Source organism: Methylobacterium oryzae (genome assembly GCF_021398735.1).
Taxonomy (GTDB): domain Bacteria; phylum Pseudomonadota; class Alphaproteobacteria; order Rhizobiales; family Beijerinckiaceae; genus Methylobacterium.
On the sequence record NZ_CP090349.1, the window covers coordinates 2,422,354 to 2,445,987 of the forward strand.

The window sequence follows — 23,634 nt, forward strand, 5'->3', positions numbered from 1 at the left end:
GCCGGAACCGTGCCGCGCCCGGCCGACGCGCGGTGTCGTCCCCCGTGTCGTCCCCCCGTCATCCCCCGTGTCATCCCGGTGTCATCTACTTGTCGTAACCGCCCGGCCATCGGGCGGCCGGCGCTGGGTCTCTTCGGAAGATCGGCCGCAGGGCTCTGCCGCGGGCACGGGCCCGCCGGCGGGGCAGCGCAGGCTCTAGCCCGACGGCAACGGAGATTCCTTTGAGACCCTTCGCTTACGCGCTCGCCGTCGGCCTCGCGACGGTTCAGCTGGCGTCCGCGGCGCTCGCCGCCGATATCACCGGCGCCGGCGCCACCTTCCCGTTCCCGGTCTACTCGAAGTGGGCCGAGGCCTATCGCAAGGAGACCGGCTCGGGCCTCAACTACCAGTCGATCGGCTCCGGCGGCGGCATCAAGCAGATCCAGGCCAAGACGGTCGATTTCGGCGCCACCGACGCGCCCCTGAAGCCCGAGCAGCTGGCCAAGGACGGCCTCGTCCAGTTCCCGACCGTGATGGGCGGCGTCGTGCCGGTGGTGAACATCCCCGGGATCGAGCCCGGCAAGCTGAAGCTCACCGGCGACGTGCTGGCCGACATCTACGCCGGCAAGATCGCGAAGTGGAGCGATCCGCGCATCGCCAAGCTCAATGACGGGCTGAAGCTGCCCGACGCCAACATCACCCCGGTCTACCGCTCCGACGCGTCGGGCACGACCAACATCTTCACCACCTACCTGTCCCAGGTCTCCGAGCCCTGGAAGAAGGAGTACGGCGCGGCCACGACGATCTCCTGGCCGGTCGGTCAGGGCGGCAAGGGCAACGAGGGCGTGACCGCCACCGTCAAGCAGGTTCCGAACGCCATCGGCTACGTCGAGTCGGCCTACGCCAAGCAGAACAAGCTCTCCTACGCCCTGCTGCAGAACAAGGCCGGCCAGTACCCGCAGCCCGACGACAAGGCGTTCCAGGCCGCGGCGGCGAGCGCCGACTGGAAGGCGACCCCGGGCTTCGGCATCTCGCTGACCAATCAGCCGGGCGAGGCGGCGTGGCCGATCACGGCGGCGACCTTCATCTTGGTCCACAAGGACGCCGCCGATCCGGCCAAGTCCGCCGCCGTGCTCAAGTTCTTCGACTGGGCCTACAAGAACGGCGACACGCTCGCCACCGACCTCGACTACGTCCCGCTGCCGGACAACGTCGTCGAACTGATCCACCAGGAGTGGAAGGACGTGAAGGGCAAGGACGGCAAGCCTGTCCTCAACATGTGAGCGTGGCGGGGAGGGGGTGAGAACCTCCTCCCTCGCTTCCGGGAACGCACCGCGCTACCACGCCCCCCTTCGCAGAGAACCGCGGATGCCCGCTTTGACCGAATCGATCGCCCTCGGCCGAACCCGTTCCGCGACCGCGCGGAAGGCGCCGAGCCGGAGCCTCGACACGCTGTTCCGGACCTGCTCGTACGGCGCGGCCCTGCTGGTGCTGCTCGTGCTCGCCGGCATCCTCGGCTCGATCCTGTACGGCGGCTGGCCCGCCTTCCGCGAGTTCGGCTTCGGCTTCCTGACCTCCAGCGCCTGGAACGTCGGGACCGAGCAGTACGGCGCCCTGGTCGCGGTGATCGGGACTGTCGCCTCCGCCTTCCTGGCCCTGCTGATCGGCGTGCCCGTCTCGCTGGGCATCGCGGTCTACCTCACCCAGCTCTGTCCGGGCTGGGCCCGCAAGCCGGTCGCCATGACGATCGAGCTGCTCGCGGCCGTGCCGAGCATCATCTACGGCATGTGGGGCCTGTTCGTGTTCGCGCCGCTCCTGGCGCGCTACGTCCAGATCCCGGTCTCGAACCTCGTGGAGGGCATGCCGATCGTCGGCACGCTGTTCTACGCCCGGGTGCCGTCGGGCGTCGGCGTCTTCACCGCCGGGATCATCCTGGCGATCATGATCGTGCCGTTCATCGCCTCGATCGCCCGCGACATGCTCGACCAGATCCCGACCGTGCTGCGCGAGAGCGCCTACGGGATCGGCTGCACCACCTGGGAGGTCGTGCGCCACGTGCTGGTGCCGCAGGCGGCCGTCTCGATCATCGGCGCGATCATGCTCGGCCTCGGCCGGGCGCTCGGCGAGACGATGGCGGTGACCTTCGTGGTCGGCAACGCCAACCGGCTCTCGGCCTCGATCTTCGACCCCAGCTCGACCATCGCGTCGCGCATCGCCAACGAGTTCAACGAGGCGGACGGCCTCCAGCTGAACGCGCTGATGGCTCTGGGCTGCATCCTGTTCGTGATCACCTTCGTGGTGCTCATCATCGCCCGGCTGCTGACGCGCCGCGTCCAGGCCGCCTGAGGAGCACGCGCGATGGTTTCCTCCAGCACGATCGCCGCCACCGCCCAGCGCCGCCCCGGCCGGGTCCGCCAGGGGCGCCGCGTCGCCGACCGGACCCTGCGCGTCGCCTGCACCGGCGCCACCGTGGTGGGTGCCCTGGTCCTCGGCTCGATCCTGGTGATGCTGATCGTCCAGGGCGTGCGCGGCTTCACGCCGACCCTGTTCACCAACCCGACCCCGGGCCCGGGCTCGGAGGGCGGCGGCATCGCCAACGCCATCCTGGGCAGCCTCGTTCTGACCGGGATCGGCATCCTGATCGCGACGCCGGTCGGCGTCATGGCCGGGACCTTCCTGGCCGAGTACGGGCGCGGCTCGAAGCTGGCCGCCCTGATCCGCTTCCTCAACGACGTCCTGCTCTCGGCGCCGTCGATCCTGATCGGCCTGTTCGTCTACACGCTGATGGTGCGGCCGATGGGCACCTACTCGGGCTGGGCCGGCGGCGTGGCGCTGGCGATCATCGCCGTGCCGGTGATCGTGCGCACCACCGAGGACATGCTGCGCCTCGTGCCCGGCACCCTGCGGGAGGCCGGCGCGGCGCTCGGCGCGCCGCCCTCGACGGTGATCATGAGCGTGACCTGGCGGGCGGCCTCGGCCGGAATCGTCACCGGCATCATCCTGGCTCTCGCCCGCATCGCCGGCGAGACCGCGCCGCTGCTGTTCACCGCGCTCAACAACAATTCCTGGTTCTCGGCCAACCTGATGGGCGGCGTCGCGAACCTGCCGGTGATGATCTACCAGTTCGCCCTCTCGCCCTACCCGAACTGGCAGGGCCTGGCCTGGGCGGGCGCGCTCCTGATCACCACCACCATCCTGGCGCTGTCGATCATCGCGCGCCTCGTGATCAAGCCGCAGGCCTCGCGCTGAGCCCCCTTTCGAGGACACGACGATGAACGCCGCCTCCGCGATCCCCACGGTCGAGCTGAACCGCAACCGCGCCGAAGAGGGCGGCCCCGTGCGGATCGCCGTCAAGGACCTGAACTTCTACTACGGCAGCTTCCACGGGCTGAAGGACGTCAACCTCAACTTCCACGACCGGCAGGTGACGGCGCTGATCGGCCCCTCCGGCTGCGGCAAGTCCACCCTGCTGCGCTGCTTCAACCGGATCTACAGCCTCTACCCGGAGCAGCGCGCGGAGGGCGAGATCCTGCTCGACGGCGAGAACATCCTCAGCCCCTCCGTCGACCTGAACGAGCTGCGCTCGCGCATCGGCATGGTGTTCCAGAAGCCGACGCCGTTCCCGATGTCGATCTACGACAACGTGGCCTTCGGCCTGCGCCTCTACGAGAAGCTGCCGAAATCCGAGCTCGACGGCCGGATCGAGGAATCCCTGCGCAAGGCCGCCCTCTGGGACGAGGTGAAGGACAAGCTCCGGCAGCCCGGGACCGGCCTGTCGGGCGGCCAGCAGCAGCGCCTGTGCATCGCCCGGACGGTGGCGCAGAAGCCGGAGGTGATCCTGTTCGACGAGCCGACCTCGGCGCTCGACCCGATCTCCACCGGCCGCATCGAGGAGCTGATCGAGCAGCTGCGCGACGAGTTCACCATCGTGATCGTCACCCACAACATGCAGCAGGCGGCGCGCATCTCGCAGTTCACCGCCTTCATGTATCTGGGGCAGCTCGTCGAGTTCGGTCCGACCAACCGGATGTTCATGAACCCGACGGAACGCCGCACGCAGGACTACATCACCGGCCGCTTCGGCTAGTCTGCCGGGCCGCTCCGGTCCCGGGACCGCCGCTCGCGTCTCCGGCGCGCCGGCGGGTCCCGCAAGCCTCCCGGAGGGCCGTCCCCGGGACCCCATCGAAGGATCCGCCATGCCCGGCCATATCGTCACCTCCTACGACACCGACCTGGAGAACCTGCGTCGCTCGATCTCGGAGATGGGCGGCGTCGCCGAGAAGATGACCGCGGAGGCGACCGACGCCCTCGTGCGCCGGGACGACACGCTCGCCCAGGCGGTGATCCTCGCCGACAAGCGCCTCGACGCGCTGCAGCGGGACATCGAGGAGCGCGCCGTGCTGCTGATCGCCCGGCGCCAGCCCCTGGCGATCGACCTGCGCGAGACCATCTCGGCGATCCGCGTCTCCGGCGATCTGGAGCGGATCGGCGACCTCGCCAAGAACGTCGCCAAGCGCGTGGTGGCGATCTCCGACCAGGCGCCGGCCCAGAAGATCGTGCTCGGCGTGCGCCACATGAGCGACCTCGCCGAGGGTCAGCTCAAGGACGTGCTCGACGCCTACGGGAGCCGCGACGTCCAGGCGGCCCACGACGTCTGGGAGCGCGACGGCGAGATCGACGCCCTGTACAATTCCCTGTTCCGCGAGCTCCTGACCTACATGATGGAGGATCCGCGCAACATCTCGTTCTGCACGCATCTCCTGTTCTGCGCGAAGAACGTCGAGCGCATCGGCGACCACACCACCAACATCGCCGAGACGATCCACTACCTCGCCACGGGCGAGACGCTGGCGGGTGACCGGCCGAAGAACGACGCGTCGAACTACGCGACCGTGGACGGCGTGCAGGCGCCGTGAGGCGCCGACCCCGGCGCCTTCCTGTGGGCGCGGCCGGGGTCACTCTCCGTGCGGGTTGAGGCGGGGCGGCGCCTCCTGCACCATCCGGGGACCGCCCGCAGAACGAGTCTTCGAACGTGAGCATGCAAGTCCTGATCGTCGAGGACGAGGAGGCCCTGAGCACGCTGCTCCGCTACAACCTGGAGGCCGAGGGCTTCCTGGTGGATTCGGCGGCGCGCGGCGACGACGCCGAGCTGCTCCTGGCGGAGCGGATCCCGGACCTCGTCCTGCTCGACTGGATGCTGCCCGGCCTCTCGGGGATCGAGCTGTGCCGCCGGATCCGGGCGCGCCGGGAGACCGAGCGCCTGCCGGTGATTATGCTCACCGCCCGGGGCGAGGAGGGCGACCGCGTCCGCGGTCTCGGCACGGGCGCCGACGACTACATCGTCAAGCCGTTCTCGGTCCCGGAGCTGCTCGCCCGGATCCGCGCGCTCCTGCGCCGGGCCAAGCCCGCCCACGTCTCGGACCGGCTAGCGGCCGGCGACCTGGAACTCGACCGCACCGGCCACCGCGTCCGCCGCGGCGGCGAGGAGCTGCATCTGGGCCCCACGGAGTTCCGGCTCCTGGAATTCCTGATGCTGGCGCCGGGCCGGGTCTTCTCCCGCGAGCAGCTCCTCGACGGGGTGTGGGGCCACGACGTCTACATCGACGAGCGTACCGTCGACGTCCATGTCGGGCGGCTGCGCAAGGCGCTGAACGGCCCGCGCCAGACCGACCCGATCCGTACGGTCCGGGGCTCGGGCTACGCCTTCGACGAGACCTTCTCGCTGGAGGCCTGAGGCGGCCTCACTGGCCGTCCGGATAGGACTTCGCTCCGGCGCACCGTCATCGCGAGCGCAGCGAAGCGACCCAGGGCGGCGGGACGCCGATGCGCGCGGCGCTGCTGGGTTGCTTCGCTCCGCTCGCAAAGACGGTGGGACGGGCCCGCGAAGATCCGCGCGTCCCGGTCTCCAGGGATTCAGCGCGCCAGCGCCGCGCTCCGGCCCGAGGCGGCCGGCACCGCCTCCAGCGCCGCCAGGACCGTCCCCTCGGTGAGGATCTGCGGCAGCACCTGGGGCTCTCCCGTCCCGGTATAGAGCAGGTAGAGCGGGACGCCGCTGCGCCCGTGCTTCTCCAGGAGGCGGGTAATCTCGGGGTTCTGGTTGGTCCAGTCGCCCTTCATGTAGGTCACGCCGCGCTCGGCCATCGCGGCCCGCACGGCCTTGGTGTTGAGCGAGGTCGCCTCGTTGACCGCGCAGGTGATGCACCACGCGGCGGTCATGTCCACGAAGACGGGGCGGTGCGCGTCGACCAGGGCGTCGAGGCGCGCCTGCGTGAACGGCTCGATCCCGTCGGCGGCGGCCTGCGCGGCCGGCGCGGCGCGGTCCCGGGGCAGGGTGACGGCGAGGGCCCCGACGGCGATCAGCGCCAGCGCGGCGGCGGCCTGCGCGACCCGGCCGGCCCGCGGCGGGGCGGCGCGGCCGTGCTCCCAGGCCCAGGCGGCGAAGCCCACGAGGACGAGGCCGATCAGCGCCGCCAGCAGCCCGCGCGGGTCGACCTGCTGCGCCAGCACCCAGATCAGCCACGCCACGGTGGCGTAGACCGGGAAGGCCAGCACCTGCTTGAGGGTCTCCATCCAGGCGCCCGGCCGCGGCAGCGCCCGCAGGGCCGGCGGCCAGAGGGTCAGGAGCAGGAAGGGCAGGGCGAGGCCGAGGCCGAGGCTCGCGAAGACGGCGAGCGCCACGCCGGCGCTCTGGGTCAGCGCGAAGCCCACCGCCGAGCCCATGAACGGCGCCGTGCAGGGCGTCGCCACCAGGGTCGCGAGCACGCCGGTGAAGAACGAGCCGCTCAGGCCGCCGCGCCGGGTGAGGCCGTCGCCGAGGCCGGCGAGCCGGCCTCCGACATGGACCGCGCCCGAGAGGCTCAGGCCCATCGCGAACAGCAGGTAGGCGAGCCCCGCCACGATGGCGGGCGACTGGAGCTGGAACCCCCAGCCGATCGCGGCCCCGCCGCTCTTCAGGCCGATCAGCGCGGCGGCGAGCGCCAGGAAGCTCGCCAGGACGCCGGCCGTGTAGGCGAGGCCGTGGAGCCGCAGCCGAGCCGGCCCCTCGCCCGCGTGCCGCACGAGGCCGAGCACCTTGATCGACAGGACCGGGAAGACGCAGGGCATCAGATTGAGGATCAGGCCGCCGAGGAAGGCGAAGGCCGCGGCGGTCGCCAGCGTCAGCGCGTCGAAGTCGGCGGCGGCCGGCGCGGTCGCGGGCGGCGCGGTCGCGGCCGGCGCCGCGGCGGCCGGGAGGACCGGCTCGTCGCCGTACGCGAAGGCGAGCCGGCGGGTCCCGGCGGCGTCGACCGCCTCGACCGTCAGGACGCCGGGCAGCGCGGCGGGCACCGGGTTGGTCGGGCTGCTCCGGGCGAGGGTCAGGTGCAGGCCGGTCCCGTCGACGCTCATCACCTGCGCGGCGGCGTTGTCGATCGCCGTCTCGGCGTAGGGGAAGTACGCGGCGTTCCGGACCGCCTCGGGCTTGAGGCCGGCCGCGACGAAATCGAGGCGCAGGGTGTCGCCCTGGCTCGACAGGCTCAGGGGCCAGAGCGCCGGCACGGGGAGCGCGGCGCGGGCGCGCGCGAACAGCGCGGCGTTGGCCGGGTCCGGCTCGGCCTTGCCGACCGGCAGGGTCAGGGCGAGATCGGCCGAGCCGGGCACGCACTCGGTCTCGCAGACGAGGTAAGTCAGCTTGGCCTGGATCCGCACCGGGTCGGCCGGGTCGAGGCTCGGCGGCGGCGTCACCGGGACGAGGAGCGTGACCTCACCCTCGTAGCCGTAGTTCATGAGAGTCGCGATCGGGATGCGCTCCGGCGCCGGCCAGCGGATCGCGCTCGCGTTGAAGCCGGCCGGCAGAGTCCAGGTCACCTCCGGGGGCAAGCCGGAATCGCCCGGGTTGCGCCAGTAGACGTGCCAGCCGGGCTTGACCTGCATCCGCACCGCCAGCGTGAAGGGCTGCGCGCCGGCGACGGCGGCGGGCTCGGCCACGAGGCTCGCGCGCACGAGGTCCGCGGGCGTGCGGAACCCCTGTGCCGCGGCGGCCGAGAGGCTCGCGGCGACGGCCAGGATCAGGAGGGCGAGGCGGCGGATCATGCTGTCCCTTCGCGCGCGGGGCGGTCGCGGTTTCACGCGCGGCGTGTCGGGCTCGGCGCGGGCGTTTCCATGGCGTCCGGTCTTACCATGGCGTCGGGTCTTACCACGGACCGCGTTCGGGATCCCCTGCGGCCGGCTCACTCCTCGAGCGGCGCCGTCGCCCGCTCGAGCCAGTCGCGCGTCGCGGTGTCGAGCCCGGGCGCCAGGGTCTCGCGGACCCTCGCATGATAGGCGTCGATCCAGGCCCGCTCCCCGGGTTCGAGCAGGTCCGGCCGGATCAGCCGGCGGTCGTAGGGAGCGAGCGTCAGCGTCTCGAAGCCGAGCATCGGGCGCTCCCCGCCCGCGATCGCGCGGGCCTCGACCAGGACGAGGTTCTCGATCCGGATGCCGTAGGCGCCGCGGGCGTAGTAGCCCGGCTCGTTCGACAGGATCATGCCGGGCTCGAGCGCCACCGTGCCGGTCTTGGCGATCCGCTGCGGCCCCTCGTGCACCGACAGGAAGGCGCCGACGCCGTGACCGGTGCCGTGGTCGAAGTCGAGGCCCGCCTGCCAGAGCGGTGCCCGCGCGAAGGCGTCGATCTGGGCGCCGGTCGTGCCGACCGGGAACACCGCCCGGGCGATGGCGACGTGCCCCTTCAGCACCCGCGTGAACCGGTCGCGCATCTCCGGGCTCGGCGCGCCGACCGCGACCGTCCGGGTGATGTCGGTAGTGCCGTCCGGGTACTGCGCTCCCGAATCGATCAGGAACAGCTCGCCCGACTGGACCGCCCGGTCCGTGGCGCGGCTCACCCGGTAGTGGACGATCGCGCCGTTCGGTCCGGAACCCGAGATCGTGGGGAACGAGACCTCGCGCAGGTCGCCGCCGGCGGCCCGGAAATCTTCTAGGGCCTCGACGGCGGCGATCTCGGTGAGGCCGCCGGCCACGGCCGCACCGTCGAGCCAGGCGAGGAAGCGCGCGACGCTCGCCCCGTCCCGGACATGGGCGGCGCGGGCGCCCGCGATCTCGGCGGCGTTCTTGACCGCCTTCATGCCGGTTATCGGGTCCTTGCCGACATCGGCCGTGCCGCCGGCGGCCTCGATCTTCTCCTTCAGGGCGACGGCGCCGGTCGCGGCGTCGAGGCGGACGCGCACGCCCGCCAGGGATGCCAGCCCGTCGTCCAGGTCCGCTCGCGGCAGGATCTCGGCGATCGGCGCGAGCTCCGCCCGCAGGGCCGGATCGATGTTCGGAGAGACGAGGTACAGCCGGGCCCGTCCCTCGCGCGGCAGGATGGCGTAACCCAGCGCCAGGGGCGTGTGGGCGACGTCGGACCCGCGCAGGTTGAAGGCCCAGGCCAGGTTGTGCGGGTCGGAGATCACCAGGGCATCGCAGCCGCCCTCGGCGAGCGCCGCCCGGATTCGGCCGAGCTTGTCGGCGGCCCCCTCGCCGCACAGCGCGTCGGGATGGACCACCACCGGACCGGCCGGCGACCGCGGCCGACCGGCCCAGACCGCGTCGACGAGGTTCGGCACCGCCCGCACGGTCCCGCCGGCGCGGGTCACGGCCCGCTCGAGGCGCGCCAGACCGTCCGGGGTGTGCAGCCAGGGATCGTAGCCGAGCACCTGATCCCGCCGCAGGTTGGCCCCGACCCAGGCCTCCGGCGTCGATTCGGCGAGCGGCACCACCGTGACGAGGCCGGTATCGACCTGCTCGGGCGCCTGCAGGGTGTAGCGCCCGTCGACGACCAGCGCCGCGGACTCCATCAGGATCACGGCCGTGCCGGCCGAGCCGGTAAAGCCCGTGAGCCAGGCCAGCCGCTCGGCGTCGGCGGGAACGTATTCCGACTGGTGCTCGTCGGCCCGCGGCACGACGAAGCCGTCGAGCCCGGTCTCGCGCAAGGCGGCCCGCAGCGCCTCGATCCGCTCGGCACCCTTCCGGTGGCTCGGGTCGTCGAAGCTCTGGAAGCGTTGACGCTGTCGGGACGGACGGGTCTCGGTCATGCGGCGAGCCTAGCGCCCGCCGCTCCCGCGTCGCAACACCCTGTTGTCATGAGAAAGAGGTTGGTCGGAGGTCGGTTGCGGTGCTTAAAGATCGTTAGCAATCTTATCACGCCGCGGATTCTCGCTTATTACTCAGACATGCCACGCCGCGTTTACTACCGGATCAGCGACAGACCCGACGGCCGCTTCGACGCCGTCGTGACGATCGAGCCCGACACGGTCGTCCGCCGCGACGGCTTCGATTCGCTCGCCGAACTCGAAGAGTGGATCGACGGCCTGCGCACGCTGATGGCGGCGCTCGGCGCGCCGGTGTCGCAGGCGGACGCACCGGGGTCGCCGGCCGAGACCGCGGGCGCGCCGGACCGGCTGCGCACCGCGCGCTGATCAGCCGTTCGTGATCGGCAGGTCCGGCGCCCGGTCCGCGGGTGCCCCATCGTAGCCCTCGAGCCAGGCCCGGCGCGCGGGCGAGTCGGCCGGATAGGGGCAGGCATCCTTGGGCCGCCCCTGCGCCCGGGCGCGGGCGCCCTCGGCGATGGGGTCCGCGGGCGGATCGTGGAGCGACGTCTGGCTCATGGCCGGACAACACGCCGGCGCGCGGGGAGTTCGGGGCGATGCCGCGCGGGTCAGCGCCGCGGACGCTGCGCCGCACCGCCGCGCGTCAGGACCAGGGCGACCCACCCCTCGATCACGCCGCGCCGCACGAGGGAGAAGCCCTGGAGACGGTAGGCGGAGAGCACGCCCGGCACGTCGCGCTCGATCAGGCCGGACAGGACCAACACACCCTCGGTGGCGACGACCCGCGCCAGGGTCGGCGCCAGGAGCCTGAGTGGCCGGGCCAGGATGTTGGCGAAGACGAGATCGAAGTGGCGCGGCCGGTCGGCGAGGCGGTGGCGGACCCCGGGCCCCTCGTAGAGCTTGAGGTAGGGGCCGAGCCCGTTGGCGCGGGCGTTCTCGCGGGCCGTGCGCACGGCCTCCGCGTCGAGGTCGCCGGCCACCACGGGCTGCCGCAGGGCCTTGGCGGCCGCGAAGGCGAGGATCCCGGTTCCCGTGCCGACATCGAGGACGTGGACCGGGCGCCGGCGCTTGAGTTCCGAGACCAGGGCGCGGAGGCAGCCCAGCGTCGTTCCGTGATGCCCGGTCCCGAAGGCGAGGGCGGCCTCGATCTCGATGGCCAGATCGTTGCCCCGGACGGAGGCGCGGTCGTGCGAGCCGTGGACGAGGAACCGGCCCGCCCGGACCGGCTTCAGGCCCTCCAGCGACGCGCGCACCCAGTCCTGCTGGTCGATCGTGCGGAACTCCGCCGCGTCGGCCGCGTCGCCGATGACTGGGCGGATCAACTCGCGGACGTAATCCTCGTCGGGGGCGTCCGCGAAGTAGGCCTCAAGCCGCCACGTGCGCCCGTCCTCGTCCTCGAAGGCCGCCACCGCGGTCTCCGTGGGATCGAACATCTCTCCGAGGAGGTCGGTCATCGCGCGGGCCGAGCGTTCGTCGGTCAGCAGACGCAGGACGTGGGACGGGCGATGGGGCGGCAGGCCTTCGAGCATGGTGCCCGGCTGTAACGCCGGGGCGCGCCGCAGCCCAGGGGCTGGCGAGAAAAAATCCGGGCCCGGCAAGGGTGGGGCCGCGGGGCAGGGCGGCGGAGCGGACCGGCGGCCCCGCCCGTTGTTGCCGGACGGTCACAAGCGCCAATACTTATCTTCTGCGCGACTTAAACCAGTGTCCACAGCCATCGCGTGTGCTTAAACAATCTCGGCTTACCCAAGGCCGGACCCTCAACTCGGGCGCGCCGCACTTCCCGGAGCGGCGCGCCTGTTTTGACAGACGATCGTGCTGCCATGACCGCGCCTCTCCTCATCAGCGTCGCCTTCGCGGCCGTGACCGCGGGCGCCGCCACGCTCTGGGCCTTGCTGGTCGCGAACGGCATGAACGGCATGCCGGAGGCGCGCCCGACCGAGCGGCACGACATCCGGACCTGGTGACGGCGCGACACCGATTCGCGCGAGCGGGCGCCCAGGAATGAGGCAGGTTGTTCGCGCGTTAACCAAATGATGTACGGCAGCTGCGGAACTGGCCGACTTGCGCGGCGTTTTTGCCGGCTTTTTACGTGAATCACGATTGAGCAGGGTGCGTACAGCGTGACCAAGTCCCGGCGTTCCGGCCCCCGCGGGCCCGTGGTCGTCAACGGTGCGGCCGTGCCTGCCCGACCACGCGAGCGGATCTTCGGCGGTCCCGCACCGGACGGGCCGCTCCCGGGCCATCTCCTCGTCCTGCTGAGCCGCCTCCACCGGGCCGAGGCCGAGCCCAAGGACCGGCCGGAGGCCAAGCTCGGCTGACGCGCGGTCACCCGGGTCGGCCGGGCCTTGGCCGACCGCCCGCGCGCGCCTATGATCCCCGTCGTTCCCCGCCGTATATAGCGGGTCGCGACCGGAGAGATCTGCGTGATGCCCCTGACTCGACGGATCCTGGTCGCCTGCGCGCTCGCGGCGCTGGTCCTCGCGCCGACCGACGGAGCCGCGCGGGCGGACGAGCCGGTCGTCGTGTTCGCGGCCGCGAGCCTCAAGAACGCCCTCGACGACGCCGCGGCAGCCTGGACGAAGGCGACCGGCAAGACCGCGCGGATCTCCTACGCCGGCTCGAACGCCCTCGCGAAGCAGATCGAGGCGGGGGCGCCGGCGGACCTGTTCATCTCGGCCGACCTCGCGTGGATGGATTACGTCGACCGGGCCGGGCTGCTGAAGGCCGGCTCGCGGATCGACCTCCTGCGCAATGCCCTGGTGCTGATCGCCCCGGGGCCGAAGGACAGCGCCGCGGATCCGCAGGTGGCCCTGGCGCCGAACCTCGGCACCACGCTGACGCGGATCCTCGGCGGCGGGCGGCTGGCGATGGCGACGATCGACGCCGTTCCCGCCGGCAAGTACGGCAAGGCCGCCCTGGAGAAGCTCGGCGCCTGGGACGCCGTGAAGGGGCAGGTCGCCCAGGCCGAGAACGTGCGCGCCGCCCTCCTGCTGGTCGCCCGGGGCGAGGCGCCGCTCGGCATCGTCTACGCCACCGACGCGGCCGCGGACCCGAGCGTCCACGTTGTGGCGACCTTCCCGGCCGACAGCCACCCGCCGATCGTCTATCCGGCGGCGGTGACCCGGGAGTCGCGCAACCCGGATGCCGGGACGCTGCTCGGCTACCTGCGCGGCCCGGAGGCCCGGGGCTCCTTCGAGCGCCAGGGCTTCACGGTGGTCGCGCAGCCCGGCGCCAGCCAGTAGCGGCGCGCCGCCCCCTTGCTCGGGCTCACGCCGGACGAGTGGACCGCCGTCGGCCTGAGCCTGCGGGTGGCGACGGTGGCGACGCTCGCGAGCCTCGTGCCCGGCCTCGCCGTGGCGTGGCTGCTGGCGCGGCGCCGGTTCCCCGGCCGCGCCCTGCTGGACGGGCTGGTCCACCTGCCGCTGATCCTGCCCCCGGTCGTGACCGGCTACCTGCTGCTGCTGGCCTTCGGCCGGCGCGGCCCGCTCGGCGCGCCCCTCGCCGAGATCGGCGTGGTCTTCTCCTTCCGCTGGACCGGGGCGGCGCTGGCCTGCGCGGTGATGGGCTTCCCGCTCATGGTGCGGGCGATGCGGCTGTCGATCGAGGCCGTGGACCGGCGCCTGGAGCAGGCGGCCGGGACGCTGGGCGCGAACCCCTTCGCGGTGTTCCTGACGATCACGCTGCCGCTCAGCCTGCCCGGGTGCCTCGCGGGCGCCGTGCTGGCCTTCGCCAAGGCGATGGGGGAGTTCGGCGCGACCATCACGTTCGTCTCGAACATCCCGGGCGAGACCCAGACCCTGCCGTCGGCGATCTACACGCTGACGCAGGTTCCGGGCGGGGAGGGGCCGGCCCTGCGCCTCACCCTGATCTCGATCGCGCTGTCGGTCGCGGCGCTGCTGGTGTCGGAATTCCTGGCGCGGCGGGCCGGTCGGCGCCTGGGGGCGGGCTGAATGGCGATCGATCCGGGGCGGGACGCCCGCTCAGGCATACGCGTAGGGCCCGCCCTGCTGCAGCGCCCTCTGGTAGGCCGGACGGGCGTGGATGCGCGCGAGCCAGTCCGCGACGCGCGGGCCCGCGCCCGTGCCGCGCGCCGCGAAGGCCTCCAGCGGGAAGCTCATCAGGATGTCGGCCGCGGTGAAATCGGCGCCGCAGAAATACGGGCGGCCGGCGAGTTCCGTCTCCCAGAAGGCCGCGTGCCGGCGCAGGTCCGGATCGACGAAGCCCCGCAGCACCGTGTCGGCGATCCGGCGGACAAGGGGCCGCAGCGGCCAGGGACTGCCCGGCGCCAGCCGCCCGAAGACCAGCTTCAGCAGCAGCGGCGGCATCGCCGAGCCCTCGGCGTAGTGCGACCAGTAGACGTAGCGCCGCCGCTCCTCCGTCCCGGGTACGGGCACCAGCCGCGCGCCGGCCAGATCCGTCAGGTAGGCGACGATCGCGCCGGTCTCGGCGACCACCGTCCCGCCGTCGGTGATCACCGGCGCCTTGCCCAGCGGGTGGACGGCCAGGAGTTCGGCGGGCGCGCGCAGGGTCCGCGGGTCGCGGGCGTGGCGGATCACGCGGTAGGGCAGCTCCAGTTCCTCCAGCAGCCAGAGCACGCGCTGCGAGCGGCTGTTCTCGAGGTGGTGGACCGTGATCATCGCGGGCAAGTCCGGGCCGGCGTCGGGACGCGCCGGGGCTCCTGTTACGCGAGTCTGTCCGCGTGAGCATCCAGGTCGACGTCCAGCTCCGGCGCGGCGCCTTCGCGCTCGCGGCCGCCTTCGAGGCCGGTCCGGGGCTGACCGCCCTGTTCGGGCGCTCGGGCTCGGGGAAGACCACGCTGATCGACCTGATCGCCGGCCTCGCGCGGCCGGACCGGGGCCGGATCGTCGTCGGCGGCACCCCGTGGGTCGACACCGCGTCCGGCCTGGTGCTGCCGTCGCACCGGCGCCACGTCGGCGTGGTGTTCCAGGACGCGCGGCTGTTCCCGCATCTCAGCGTCCGGACCAATCTCGGCTACGGCCGGGTCTTCGCGCGGCGCCGCGCCGACCCGGCGGCCTTCGCGGCCGTGACCGACATGCTCGGCATCGACCATCTCCTCGACCGGCGGCCCGCCGGTCTCTCGGGCGGCGAGCGCCAGCGGGTGGCGATCGGCCGAGCGTTGCTGGCGAGGCCGCGCCTCCTGCTGATGGACGAGCCCCTCGCGGCCCTGGACGAGGCCCGCAAGGCCGAGATCCTTCCCTACATCGAGCGCCTGCGCGACGAGGCCGGCGTGCCGATCCTCTACGTCAGCCACGCCGTCTCCGAGGTGGCCCGGCTCGCCAACACGGTGATCGTGCTGGAGGCCGGGCGGGTGGCCGCCGCCGGCCCCGCGGAGACGATCCTGCGCCGCGCCGATCTCGTGCCGATCCACGAGGCCGAGGCCGGCGCGCTCCTCGACATGGTCGTCGAGGCCCTCGACGCCGCCACCGGGCTCACGCGCCTGACGGGCGCCGCCGGGAGCCTGCTGGTGCCGGGCCTGTCGCGCCCGGCCGGGACGCGGCTGCGGGTGCGCATCCCCGCCCGCGACGTGCTCGTCGCCACCGAGCCTCCCCGCGGCCTCAGCGCCCGCAACGTGCTGGCCGGCCGGATCTGCGGCCTGACGGCCGCGGGCGCCGAGACGGCGGTGGAGATCGACTGCAACGGCGCCCGTCTCGTGGCGCGCGTGACCGGCGCGGCCGTCCGCGAACTCGGCCTCGCCCCGGGGCGCGAGGTCCACGCCATCGTCAAGAGCGCGTCCTTCGATCCGGCGGGGATCGGCCTGCTGCGGCCTCCGCGGGCGATCTGAGACCGCGACACGGCTCGGCGCGACGAGCCGGTCGAGCCCGGGAGGCGCACCCGGGACGCGAACCACTCGCTTTGGTTGTAAAATTGAGCATTAAAACAACCATTAGTTAGAACATCGCCGCCACGATGGATCGTGCAGTGGTCGTGCTGCGCGAGTCGCGGAGGGCGATGCGATGGGCATGCGGCGCTTGCGCCGGCGGAGCGCGCCGAACGGGTGGACCTGCCGGCGCGGCAGTTCCGCGGTGGAGTTCGCCCTCGTGGCACCCGTGCTGTTCCTGCTCTTCGCCGGGATCGCGGTGTTCGGGATCTGCCTCGGCGCCGCCCACAACCTCCGCCAGATCGCCGCCGAGGCGGCCCGCGCCTCCGTGGCCGGCGTCACGGATGCCGAGCGCGCGAATCTCGCCCAGTCCATGGTGAACCGGAGCCTGAGCGCCGGCGCGATGTTCCGGCCGGGCAGCATCGTCGTGCAGGTCGGGCCGGATCCCAGCGACGCGACGGTGTACACGGTCACCGTCACCCTCGACGCCAACACGCTCGGCATCAACGCCTTCGCGCGCCTGCTGCCGATGCTCCCGACCGTGCTGCGCAGCACCGTCAGCGTCCGGAAGGGCGGCCTGTGATCGGCCGGGGCGGGCGCCTGCGCCGCTTCGGGGCCGCGCGCGGCGGCAACGTCGCGATCCTGGTGGCGCTCGGCAGCGCGATGCTGATGGGGGCGGGCGCGGTCGGGATCGATCTCGGCCTGGTCTTCCAGGCGCGGCGCAAGGCGCAGGGGGCGGTGGACATCGCCGCCATGCTGGCGGCCGTCGATCCGAGCCAGGCCGACACGGTCGCCCGCCGCTCCCTCGGCGACAACGGCTACGGCGCGGCGACCGCCACGGTCGCGCCCGGCAGCTACGACGCGAGCACCAAGGGCGTCGCCCCGGGCGGCCGGTTCAGCGCCGGCGGCAGCCCGGCGAACGCGGTGCGGGTCGGCCTCGCGACCTCGGTCCCGGTGACCTTCGGCCGGGCGATCGGCCTGCCCGCCGCGGTGCCGCTGCGGGTGACCGGCACCGCCGCGAGCGCGCAATTCGCCGCCTTCACGATCGGGTCCGGCACGCTGAAGCTCGACGGCGGCATCGCCAACGCCCTGCTCGGCGCGCTGCTCGGCGCCAAGCTGTCGCTCAGCGTCAGCGACTACGATGCCCTGGCCAGCGCCCGCGTCGACGGGCTGCGCGTCCTCGACGCCCTCGGGGCGAGCCTCAACATGCAGGCCGCGAACTACACCGACATCGTTCAGGCGAATGCCAGCGTCGGTCAGATGCTGATGGCGCTCCGGGTCGCCGCGGCGGACAACGGCAGCGCGGTGTCGGCCCTGTCGGGGATCCTCAACGCCCTGCCGAATGCCGGAAACCTCGTCGCGATCGGCCAGGTGGACGGGCTCGGCGACGCCGCCGCGCTGGCGCCGCCGCGGGGCTTCGCCGGCCCCTCGCTCAACGTGCTGAACCTGCTGGGCGCGGCCGCCTCCCTGGCGAACGGCCAGAATCAGGTGGCGATCGATCTCGGAGCCACGGTGCCCGGCCTGCTCTCGACCCGCCTGACCCTGGCGATCGGAGAGCGCAAGCGCAGCTCCGGCTGGGTCCGGCCGGGCAGCCGGAACGCCACCGTGCAGACGGCGCAGACCCGGCTGCTGATCGAGACCACCGTCACGGCGCTCGGGCTCGGAACCATCACCCTGCCGGTCTACGCGGAGGTGGCACCGGCGCAGGCGACCCTGCGGTCGCTCAGCTGCGCCGGGTCCGGCGGACGCAAGGTCACCCTCGACGCGCAGACGGGACTGGCGACGCTGGCGATCGCGCAGGTGCCGCGCACCGCCATCAACGGGGGCAGCGCGAGCCCCGACCTGTCGCAGCCCGCGCCCCTGGTCACGGTGCTCGGGATCACCGTCTCCGGGCGCGCCCTGGCGACGCTCGGCAGCGGGTCGCAGACCCTCGTGTTCTCGGACGCGGACATCGCCAACCACACGGTTCGCACGGTCGCCTCGGGCAACCTGACCCAGTCGCTCACCGGCAGCCTGCTGCGCAATCTCGTGCTGAGCGTCGGCGACGTCGGCGTGCCGCCGCTGATCCAGTCGACCCTGACGACCGCCCTGGGCACCGTGACGCCGGGTGTCGACCTCGTGCTCGACACCGTCCTGCGCAGCCTCGGCCTGCGTCTGGGCTACGCCGACCTCGAGGTCGACGGCACCCTCTGCAACCAGGCCGTGCTGGTGCAGTGAGCCGGGCCGGACGGCCCGGCAGAGCCCCGACAGGACGCGGCAGCCCCGCTCAGTGGCCGCCGCGGCGCGCACCGGTCGTGGAGGCCTTGGCGATGCGCCGTCCGAGGTGCAGCAGCAGCATGTCGATCAGGAGTTGAAGCTCGGAATCCGCCACCCCCTCCAGGGCGTCGCGGCATTCGAGAGCGCGGTCGACCGCCTGGGTGAGCGCGTCCGCGGGCTCGGGCATCGCGCGTGTCGCCGACGGCTCGTCGGTCACGTCGATGATGACACCGTGCCCGAGGCGCCGGCTCGACGCGCCCGGCGGGATCCGGCCGCGATCGAGGATCCGGCGGACCTGCCCCGAGGGCGACAGCGTCCGGTACTCGGCCACGAATAGGCCGCCGCGCTCGCGCAGAGCCTTGAACTGCCGCACCACGGCCGGCCGATCCTCGGGATGGACGCAGGCCTTGGCGACCGAGAGCGGGAGGGGGCGCCCGGCGAGCCCGGCATCCCCGGCCAGCACCTCGGCGGCGCCGGCATCGAGGACGCACCGCTCGGCGCGCGGCGACCACGACCACGCGCCGATGATCCCGGAGGCGTCGAGGGCGGCCGAGAGGTCGACCGGCCGAGGGCGGGGGCCCTGGATTGCGTCGGCCATCATGGGCGAACTCCGGTTCCAGCGCGCACCGTGCCCGCCTTCGTCGGAGATATACAACCGCTGATGGAATTAATGAGCAGTTAACTCAACTCGATAGCCCGTGAAGCATCAACGGCATTCCCCTGCGCGGACGGCGGAATCCAGATCGTCGGGCCGCCGGGCCGCGCCGATCGGGGCCGGGATCGACCCGCTCAGGTTGCAATCGCGGTCGCGCCTCAGCCGAGCTGCGTGAGCAGCGTGAAGGCGCCGAAAATCAGGACCGCCCCCACCGAGGCGGCGAGCAGGATGAGCGCCGCGCGCGATTCCCGCATCTCCGGTGACATGGCGCCCTCCCTTCGCGGCCCGCGTTGGCTCGCGGGCGAGTTCCGTCAGGATTCGCACCGGCCGGCCGCGCTGTCGACGGCCGGACGGGCTCGCGCGGCGACATCGCCCGCCATCCGGAAAGTCCCGGAGGGCGGGGACGGCGCCCGGCGTCAGGCCGCGGTGCGGCGCTCGACCATCCGCGCCAGGAAGGCGCTGCCGATCGGGATGATCGAGTCGTCGAAGTTGTAGCCGGCATTGTGCAGGCCGGGCCCCGGATTGGCGCCGAGCCAGACATAGGCGCCGGGGACCGCCATGGTCATGTCGGCGAAGTCCTCGCTGCCCATCTTGGGCACGACGTTCGACTCGACCTTGTCGGCGCCCAGGAGCTCGGTGGCGACCTCCGTGGCGGCGGCCGCCTGCGCGGGGGCGTTCTCCAGGACGGAGAACACGTCCTGCAGGTCGACCGTGACCTCGGCGCCGTAGGCGGCGCCGAAGCCGGCCGCCAGCTCGCGCATGCGGGTTCCGGCGAGCGCCCGGATCTCCTTGTCGAAGGTGCGGATCGTGCCGGCGAGATGGGCCGTCTCGGGGATCACGTTGTAGGCGGAGCCCGCCTCGATCCGGGTGATCGACAGGACGATGGACTTCAGCGGGTCGGCGTTGCGCGACACGATCGACTGGAGCGCCTGGGCGAGGCCGGTGGCGATGATGATCGGGTCGACGCCCCGGTGCGGCTGGGCGGCGTGGATGCCCTTGCCGCGGATGTGGATGTCGAAGAAGTCCGCCGCCGCCATGATCGGCCCCGGCCGCAGCTTGATCATGCCGTGGCCGCCGCCGGGCTGGTTGTGCAGGCCGTAGATCTCGTCGCAGGGGAAGCGCTCGAACAGGCCGTCCTTCAGCATGGCCCGGGCGCCGCCACGGCCCTCCTCGGCCGGCTGGAACACGAACACCGCGGTGCCTTCGAAATCGCGGGTCTCGGCGAGGTAGCGCGCCGCCCCCAGCAGCATCGTGGTGTGCCCGTCATGGCCGCAGGCGTGCATCTTGCCCGCGTAGGTCGAGCGATAGGGGAGGTTGGTCTCCTCCTCGATGGGCAGGGCGTCCATGTCGGCGCGCAGGCCGATGCGCTTTCCGTTGTCGGTGCGGCCCTTGAGCAGCCCGACCACGCCGGTGCCGCCGACGCCGCGATGGACCTCGCAGCCGAGCTTCTCCAGCATGTCGGCCACGATGCCGGCGGTGCGCACCTCCTCGAAGCCGAGCTCCGGATGGGCGTGCAGGTCGCGGCGCAGGGCCGTCAGCTCGTCGGCGTAGGTCTTGATGCGGTCGATCGGGCTCATGACTCGGAACTCTCGGGGGGGGAGGTGTTGGGGGACGAGGCGTCGGGGGGCGTCGCGCAGGCGTCGCCCGCGTCCGCGCGCCGGAACGGCGTCAGCGTGTCGAGAACGTCGACCGCCTCGGCGACGTGGGCGCGCTCCCGCTGCAAGTAATCGGCCACCGCGCGGCGCAGCGCCGGGTCGGCGATGTCGTGGGCCGAGTGCATCAGGACCGGCCGGTAGCCGCGGGCGAGCTTGTGCTCGCCCTGGGCACCCGCCTCGACCCGCTTCAGGCCCCGGGCAATCGCGAAGTCGATCGCCTGATAGTAGCAGATCTCGAAATGCAGGAAGGGGTGGTCCTCGATGCAGCCCCAGTTGCGCCCGTAGAGCGCGGTATCGCCGATGAGGTTGATCGCCCCCGCGATGTAGGCGTCCCCGCGCTTCGCCATCACGAGGAGCACCCGGTCGGCCATGCGCTCGGACAGGAGCGAGAAGAACCGGCGGTTGAGGTAGGGCCGCCCCCACTTCCGCGAGCCCGTGTCCATGTAGAAGGCGTAGAACGCGTCCCAGTGGGCCTCGGTGATGGCCGCGCCGGTCAGGTGCTCCACGGTGATGCCCGGCGCCAGGGCGTCGCGGCGCTCCTTGCGGATGGTCTTGCGCTTGCGCGAGGCGAGGGCGGACAGGAAGTCGTCGAAGGTCGCGTAGCCGTCGTTCTGCCAGTGGAACTGCTGGTCGGTGCGCTGCAGGAAGCCGGCCGCGCCGGCCCGCTCCCACTCCGGCTCGCGCATGAAGGTGACGTGGATCGAGGAGGCCTTGGTCTCGCCCCGCAGGGCCCGCAGGCCCGCGACGAGGCCGGCCGTGGCCTCGTCGGGATCGGCCCCCGGCGCGATCAGGAAGCGCGGCCCGGTCACCGGCGTGAACGGCACGCTGACCTGGAGCTTGGGGTAGTAGGCGCCGCCGGCCCGCTCGTAGGCGTCGGCCCAGCCGTGGTCGAAGACGTACTCGCCCTGGCTGTGCGATTTCAGGTAGCAGGGCGCGACGCCGAGGCGGACGCCGTCGCGCTCGACCGAGACGTGGAGCGGCAGCCAGCCGGTCCTGCGCGAGACGCAGCCCGAATCCTCCAGCGCCGACAGGAAAGCGTGCGAGAGGAAGGGGTTGTGGGTCTCGTCGCCCGCCGCCAGGGTCTCGGGCGAGAAGGCGCAGGCATCCCATTCCGCCGCGCCGATCTCCTTCAATCCGGGAAGCGCCCGCACGGTCAGTGCGGCGGTCTCCGGCGTCGGCCCGGGTGCTTGCTTCATGGGCCGGACTCTAGCTCCTGACCGGCCGGGGGCAAGCGGGCGGATGCGCGCGGCGACCATGGCAGCGTTGTCAGACGGCCGCCGACGTCACCCGCCCCGCGCTTTCGCGCGGCCTCCAGGACGGCGCGCGGCGACGCGCGCGCGCTCCGAACCGGACGGCGCCGTCGCGGCCCGCGCTCACTCGCCGAGGCGGCCGACGCACGACACGTCGTCCGCCTTGCAGTCGAGGTATCCCTTCAGGACCTTGATCCGCGCGTCGGTCAGCCCCTTCAGGCAGCCGTTGTACTCCATCGCGTAGGCCGAGCCCCCGTCGAGGCCCATGGTCTCGAGGAAGCAGGTCGCGTCCCGGTACGACAGCCAGGCCTTCTGGGCGCCCCGCAGGGCGTCCTTCGTCTTCGGGCCGATCTTCTTCATCAGCTGCCCGTAGACGGCGTTCAGCGCCGTGTCGGCGGCCCGGTAATCGGCAGCCGCGCAAGCGTTGAGATCCGCCTGGGTCGTGCCCGCGCACGGGTCGGCCGCCGAAGCGGGCGCCGGGGAGAGCAGGGTCGCGGCGAGGGCGAGGCCCCCGCAGAGCCGCGCGAATCGGGCGCGCGCGTCACTCGAAGCGGTCATGGCGATCTTGGTCGGACAGAATCGGACAGGGCGTAGGAAAATTCACGGGACGAAGCCCTCGAACACCATCTGGTCCGCGTGCGCGGCCGCGCGGGCGCGCTGCTCCGCATTCCGGACCGTCCAGGTCATGACGGGGATCTGACCGAGCAGTCGGCAGAGGTAGGTCGGGGCGCAGGGCAGGTCGTCCACCCGCCAGGACAGGAAGTCGGGCCGCGTCTCGGCGAGGTGCAGCAGGTCGGAGAGGGACCGGCGGAGCGAGGGCGTCAGGGCCGCGTAGACCGGGTCGTCCTGCGTCGTCTCCGCCACGATGCCCCGCGGGATCGCGGCGGGGCAGAGGTCGCGCAGGGCCGCGACCACCTGCGGGTCGAAGGATTTCAGCGCCACCGGCCCGTCATAGGCGGCGGCCACTTCGGCGGTGCGGGTCGCGAGCCGCAGGTCGCCGTCGTAGCGGGACTTCACCTCGATCACCACCGGCACCGCCCCGGCCACCGCCGCCAGGAAGGCCGGCAGCGTCGGGATCGTCTCCGCGGACCCGGCGACGGCGAGCGTCCCGAGTTCGGCGGCCGACCGGTCGGCCAGAGCCGCACTCGCCCCGGTCAGGCGCCCGAGCGCGGCGTCGTGGAAGACCATCGCCTCGCCGTCGGCGCTGAGCTGGACGTCGCACTCGATGGCGAAGCCGCCCGCGACGGCCGCCCGGGCCGCCGCCAGCGTGTTCTCCGGCCGGCCCGCCGCGCGGTCGTGCAGGCCGCGATGGGCGATCGGCCGCGCGGTGAGCCAGTCGGGGGCGGCCACCGTCAGCGGACCTCGAACATCGCCTCGACCTCGACGGCGGCGTCGAGGGGCAGCTCGGCCACGCCGACGGTGGAGCGCGCGTGGCGCCCGCGGTCGGCGAGGAGCTCGACCATCAGGTCGGAGGCGCCGTTCATCACCCCGGCCACGGCCGAGAAGCCCGGCGCCGCGTTGATGAAGCCGCCGAGCCGCACGCACTGGACCACCGCGCGGTCGAGGTCGCCCACCGCGGCCTCGAGCTGGGCGAGCACGTTGAGGGCGCAGAGGCGCGCGGCCGCCTTGCCGGCCTCGGCCGAGACGTTGCCGCCGACCTTGCCCTTGTGCTCGGCCGCGATGGCGCCGTCCGCGCCGAAGCAGACCTGGCCGGAGATCACCACGAGGTTGCCGGCGCGCACGAACGGCACGTAGTTGGCGACCGGCGCCGCCGCCTTCGGCAGCGTCAGGCCCAGCGCCGCCAGGCGTTCCTTGATCGAGCTCATCGGGTTCTCCCTGGTTCCTGCGAATCCGCGGGAGCAGGAGCACGGCCGCCCCCCGCGGCGCAAGGGCCGCCGCCGCGAAGGCCGGGATCGCGGCCCCGCGATTCTCCGGTGAT

At 72.7% G+C, this 23,634-nt stretch carries 25 protein-coding genes; 14 read left to right on the forward strand and 11 right to left on the reverse strand.

Annotation, left to right across the window (positions count from 1 at the left end):
- The first annotated feature begins 221 nt into the window (after positions 1-221).
- The 6 genes from pstS to phoB all read left to right on the forward strand — a co-directional run bounded on the left by pstS (position 222) and on the right by phoB (position 5,713).
- On the forward strand, positions 222-1,262 hold the full coding sequence (pstS, locus tag LXM90_RS11590) for a phosphate ABC transporter substrate-binding protein PstS (RefSeq protein WP_020094138.1): 1,041 nt from the start codon (positions 222-224) through the stop codon (positions 1,260-1,262).
- A gap of 85 nt (positions 1,263-1,347) precedes the next feature.
- Positions 1,348-2,325 carry a phosphate ABC transporter permease subunit PstC gene (gene pstC, locus LXM90_RS11595; RefSeq protein ID WP_026605081.1) on the forward strand — a complete coding sequence of 326 codons (978 nt, stop codon included), beginning with the start codon at positions 1,348-1,350 and terminating at the stop codon, positions 2,323-2,325.
- A 12-nt stretch (positions 2,326-2,337) separates the two neighbouring features.
- Complete coding sequence (pstA, locus tag LXM90_RS11600) at positions 2,338-3,228, forward strand: phosphate ABC transporter permease PstA (RefSeq protein WP_020094140.1); 891 nt, start codon at positions 2,338-2,340, stop codon at positions 3,226-3,228.
- Positions 3,229-3,250: 22 nt separating this feature from the next.
- A complete protein-coding gene (pstB, locus tag LXM90_RS11605) occupies positions 3,251-4,066 on the forward strand; it encodes a phosphate ABC transporter ATP-binding protein PstB (protein WP_020094141.1) in 816 nt (271 codons plus the stop codon).
- A 109-nt stretch (positions 4,067-4,175) separates the two neighbouring features.
- Positions 4,176-4,895 (forward strand): phosphate signaling complex protein PhoU, encoded by a 720-nt coding sequence (gene phoU, locus LXM90_RS11610; protein ID WP_020094142.1) that lies wholly within the window; start codon positions 4,176-4,178, stop codon positions 4,893-4,895.
- 122 nt (positions 4,896-5,017) lie between these two features.
- Positions 5,018-5,713 (forward strand): phosphate regulon transcriptional regulator PhoB, encoded by a 696-nt coding sequence (phoB, locus tag LXM90_RS11615; RefSeq protein ID WP_042671704.1) that lies wholly within the window; start codon positions 5,018-5,020, stop codon positions 5,711-5,713.
- A 179-nt stretch (positions 5,714-5,892) separates the two neighbouring features.
- Here phoB and LXM90_RS11620 read toward each other — a convergent pair whose 3' ends face one another.
- Entirely contained in the window at positions 5,893-8,049 is a 2,157-nt protein-coding gene (locus LXM90_RS11620; RefSeq protein WP_234082794.1) for a protein-disulfide reductase DsbD family protein, read from the reverse strand.
- Positions 8,050-8,186: 137 nt separating this feature from the next.
- Positions 8,187-10,025, reverse strand: coding sequence for an aminopeptidase P family protein (locus LXM90_RS11625; RefSeq protein ID WP_020094145.1), 1,839 nt, complete (start codon positions 10,023-10,025; stop codon positions 8,187-8,189).
- Positions 10,026-10,163: 138 nt separating this feature from the next.
- Between LXM90_RS11625 and LXM90_RS11630 the strand changes: the two genes are divergently transcribed.
- A complete protein-coding gene (locus LXM90_RS11630) occupies positions 10,164-10,409 on the forward strand; it encodes a hypothetical protein (RefSeq protein ID WP_020094146.1) in 246 nt (81 codons plus the stop codon).
- Here the strand turns inward: LXM90_RS11630 and rmf are convergent, their stop codons facing one another.
- Both rmf and LXM90_RS11640 read right to left on the reverse strand, forming a co-directional pair.
- A complete protein-coding gene (gene rmf / locus LXM90_RS11635) occupies positions 10,410-10,598 on the reverse strand; it encodes a ribosome modulation factor (RefSeq protein WP_020094147.1) in 189 nt (62 codons plus the stop codon).
- 50 nt (positions 10,599-10,648) lie between these two features.
- On the reverse strand, positions 10,649-11,569 hold the full coding sequence (locus LXM90_RS11640; RefSeq protein WP_020094148.1) for a 50S ribosomal protein L11 methyltransferase: 921 nt from the start codon (positions 11,567-11,569) through the stop codon (positions 10,649-10,651).
- Positions 11,570-11,860: 291 nt separating this feature from the next.
- Between LXM90_RS11640 and LXM90_RS11645 the strand changes: the two genes are divergently transcribed.
- The 4 genes from LXM90_RS11645 to modB all read left to right on the forward strand — a co-directional run bounded on the left by LXM90_RS11645 (position 11,861) and on the right by modB (position 13,990).
- Complete coding sequence (locus LXM90_RS11645) at positions 11,861-12,004, forward strand: hypothetical protein (RefSeq protein WP_020094149.1); 144 nt, start codon at positions 11,861-11,863, stop codon at positions 12,002-12,004.
- A gap of 213 nt (positions 12,005-12,217) precedes the next feature.
- Complete coding sequence (locus LXM90_RS11650) at positions 12,218-12,358, forward strand: hypothetical protein (RefSeq protein ID WP_234082796.1); 141 nt, start codon at positions 12,218-12,220, stop codon at positions 12,356-12,358.
- A 108-nt stretch (positions 12,359-12,466) separates the two neighbouring features.
- Positions 12,467-13,282: a molybdate ABC transporter substrate-binding protein gene (gene modA, locus LXM90_RS11655; protein WP_234082797.1), complete on the forward strand. Its 816-nt coding sequence runs from the start codon at positions 12,467-12,469 to the stop codon at positions 13,280-13,282.
- 15 nt (positions 13,283-13,297) lie between these two features.
- Positions 13,298-13,990 (forward strand): molybdate ABC transporter permease subunit, encoded by a 693-nt coding sequence (gene modB, locus LXM90_RS11660; RefSeq protein WP_020094152.1) that lies wholly within the window; start codon positions 13,298-13,300, stop codon positions 13,988-13,990.
- A gap of 30 nt (positions 13,991-14,020) precedes the next feature.
- Here modB and LXM90_RS11665 read toward each other — a convergent pair whose 3' ends face one another.
- Positions 14,021-14,677: a glutathione S-transferase gene (locus LXM90_RS11665; protein WP_020094153.1), complete on the reverse strand. Its 657-nt coding sequence runs from the start codon at positions 14,675-14,677 to the stop codon at positions 14,021-14,023.
- A 62-nt stretch (positions 14,678-14,739) separates the two neighbouring features.
- Between LXM90_RS11665 and modC the strand changes: the two genes are divergently transcribed.
- The 3 genes from modC to LXM90_RS11680 all read left to right on the forward strand — a co-directional run bounded on the left by modC (position 14,740) and on the right by LXM90_RS11680 (position 18,096).
- Positions 14,740-15,843 carry a molybdenum ABC transporter ATP-binding protein gene (gene modC / locus LXM90_RS11670; protein ID WP_020094154.1) on the forward strand — a complete coding sequence of 368 codons (1,104 nt, stop codon included), beginning with the start codon at positions 14,740-14,742 and terminating at the stop codon, positions 15,841-15,843.
- A gap of 178 nt (positions 15,844-16,021) precedes the next feature.
- Positions 16,022-16,462 carry a TadE family protein gene (locus LXM90_RS11675; protein ID WP_234082799.1) on the forward strand — a complete coding sequence of 147 codons (441 nt, stop codon included), beginning with the start codon at positions 16,022-16,024 and terminating at the stop codon, positions 16,460-16,462.
- The gene (locus tag LXM90_RS11680) at positions 16,459-18,096 is read left to right on the forward strand and encodes a TadG family pilus assembly protein (protein ID WP_020094156.1); all 1,638 of its coding nucleotides are present in this window, start codon (positions 16,459-16,461) and stop codon (positions 18,094-18,096) included. Before LXM90_RS11675 ends, LXM90_RS11680 begins: the two co-directional genes overlap by 4 nt.
- Before the next feature lie 49 nt (positions 18,097-18,145).
- On the opposite strand, the gene LXM90_RS11685 is transcribed toward LXM90_RS11680, so the two are convergent.
- The 6 genes from LXM90_RS11685 to LXM90_RS11710 form a co-directional block, all read right to left on the reverse strand.
- Positions 18,146-18,736 (reverse strand): PAS domain-containing protein, encoded by a 591-nt coding sequence (locus LXM90_RS11685; RefSeq protein WP_020094157.1) that lies wholly within the window; start codon positions 18,734-18,736, stop codon positions 18,146-18,148.
- A gap of 470 nt (positions 18,737-19,206) precedes the next feature.
- Positions 19,207-20,367: a M20 aminoacylase family protein gene (locus LXM90_RS11690; protein ID WP_020094158.1), complete on the reverse strand. Its 1,161-nt coding sequence runs from the start codon at positions 20,365-20,367 to the stop codon at positions 19,207-19,209.
- Entirely contained in the window at positions 20,364-21,641 is a 1,278-nt protein-coding gene (locus LXM90_RS11695; protein WP_020094159.1) for a GNAT family N-acetyltransferase, read from the reverse strand. The genes LXM90_RS11690 and LXM90_RS11695 overlap by 4 nt, the downstream gene beginning before the upstream one ends.
- Before the next feature lie 177 nt (positions 21,642-21,818).
- On the reverse strand, positions 21,819-22,253 hold the full coding sequence (locus tag LXM90_RS11700; protein WP_020094160.1) for a lysozyme inhibitor LprI family protein: 435 nt from the start codon (positions 22,251-22,253) through the stop codon (positions 21,819-21,821).
- 42 nt (positions 22,254-22,295) lie between these two features.
- On the reverse strand, positions 22,296-23,045 hold the full coding sequence (locus tag LXM90_RS11705; RefSeq protein ID WP_020094161.1) for a glycerophosphodiester phosphodiesterase family protein: 750 nt from the start codon (positions 23,043-23,045) through the stop codon (positions 22,296-22,298).
- A gap of 2 nt (positions 23,046-23,047) precedes the next feature.
- Positions 23,048-23,521 (reverse strand): RidA family protein, encoded by a 474-nt coding sequence (locus LXM90_RS11710; protein WP_020094162.1) that lies wholly within the window; start codon positions 23,519-23,521, stop codon positions 23,048-23,050.
- Between the last annotated feature and the right edge of the window lie 113 nt (positions 23,522-23,634).

Bases quoted from the DNA above. Each gene is read 5' to 3' on its own strand.
- pstC (WP_026605081.1), top strand. From the start codon at position 1,348: ATGCCCGCTTTGACCGAATCGATCGCCCTCGGCCGAACCCGTTCCGCG.
- pstA (WP_020094140.1), top strand. From the start codon at position 2,338: ATGGTTTCCTCCAGCACGATCGCCGCCACCGCCCAGCGCCGCCCCGGC.
- pstB (WP_020094141.1), top strand. From the start codon at position 3,251: ATGAACGCCGCCTCCGCGATCCCCACGGTCGAGCTGAACCGCAACCGC.
- phoU (WP_020094142.1), top strand. From the start codon at position 4,176: ATGCCCGGCCATATCGTCACCTCCTACGACACCGACCTGGAGAACCTG.
- phoB (WP_042671704.1), top strand. From the start codon at position 5,018: ATGCAAGTCCTGATCGTCGAGGACGAGGAGGCCCTGAGCACGCTGCTC.
- LXM90_RS11620 (WP_234082794.1), bottom strand. From the start codon at position 8,049: ATGATCCGCCGCCTCGCCCTCCTGATCCTGGCCGTCGCCGCGAGCCTC.
- LXM90_RS11625 (WP_020094145.1), bottom strand. From the start codon at position 10,025: ATGACCGAGACCCGTCCGTCCCGACAGCGTCAACGCTTCCAGAGCTTC.
- LXM90_RS11630 (WP_020094146.1), top strand. From the start codon at position 10,164: ATGCCACGCCGCGTTTACTACCGGATCAGCGACAGACCCGACGGCCGC.
- rmf (WP_020094147.1), bottom strand. From the start codon at position 10,598: ATGAGCCAGACGTCGCTCCACGATCCGCCCGCGGACCCCATCGCCGAG.
- LXM90_RS11640 (WP_020094148.1), bottom strand. From the start codon at position 11,569: ATGCTCGAAGGCCTGCCGCCCCATCGCCCGTCCCACGTCCTGCGTCTG.
- LXM90_RS11645 (WP_020094149.1), top strand. From the start codon at position 11,861: ATGACCGCGCCTCTCCTCATCAGCGTCGCCTTCGCGGCCGTGACCGCG.
- modA (WP_234082797.1), top strand. From the start codon at position 12,467: ATGCCCCTGACTCGACGGATCCTGGTCGCCTGCGCGCTCGCGGCGCTG.
- LXM90_RS11665 (WP_020094153.1), bottom strand. From the start codon at position 14,677: ATGATCACGGTCCACCACCTCGAGAACAGCCGCTCGCAGCGCGTGCTC.
- LXM90_RS11675 (WP_234082799.1), top strand. From the start codon at position 16,022: ATGCGGCGCTTGCGCCGGCGGAGCGCGCCGAACGGGTGGACCTGCCGG.
- LXM90_RS11685 (WP_020094157.1), bottom strand. From the start codon at position 18,736: ATGATGGCCGACGCAATCCAGGGCCCCCGCCCTCGGCCGGTCGACCTC.
- LXM90_RS11690 (WP_020094158.1), bottom strand. From the start codon at position 20,367: ATGAGCCCGATCGACCGCATCAAGACCTACGCCGACGAGCTGACGGCC.
- LXM90_RS11695 (WP_020094159.1), bottom strand. From the start codon at position 21,641: ATGAAGCAAGCACCCGGGCCGACGCCGGAGACCGCCGCACTGACCGTG.
- LXM90_RS11700 (WP_020094160.1), bottom strand. From the start codon at position 22,253: ATGACCGCTTCGAGTGACGCGCGCGCCCGATTCGCGCGGCTCTGCGGG.
- LXM90_RS11710 (WP_020094162.1), bottom strand. From the start codon at position 23,521: ATGAGCTCGATCAAGGAACGCCTGGCGGCGCTGGGCCTGACGCTGCCG.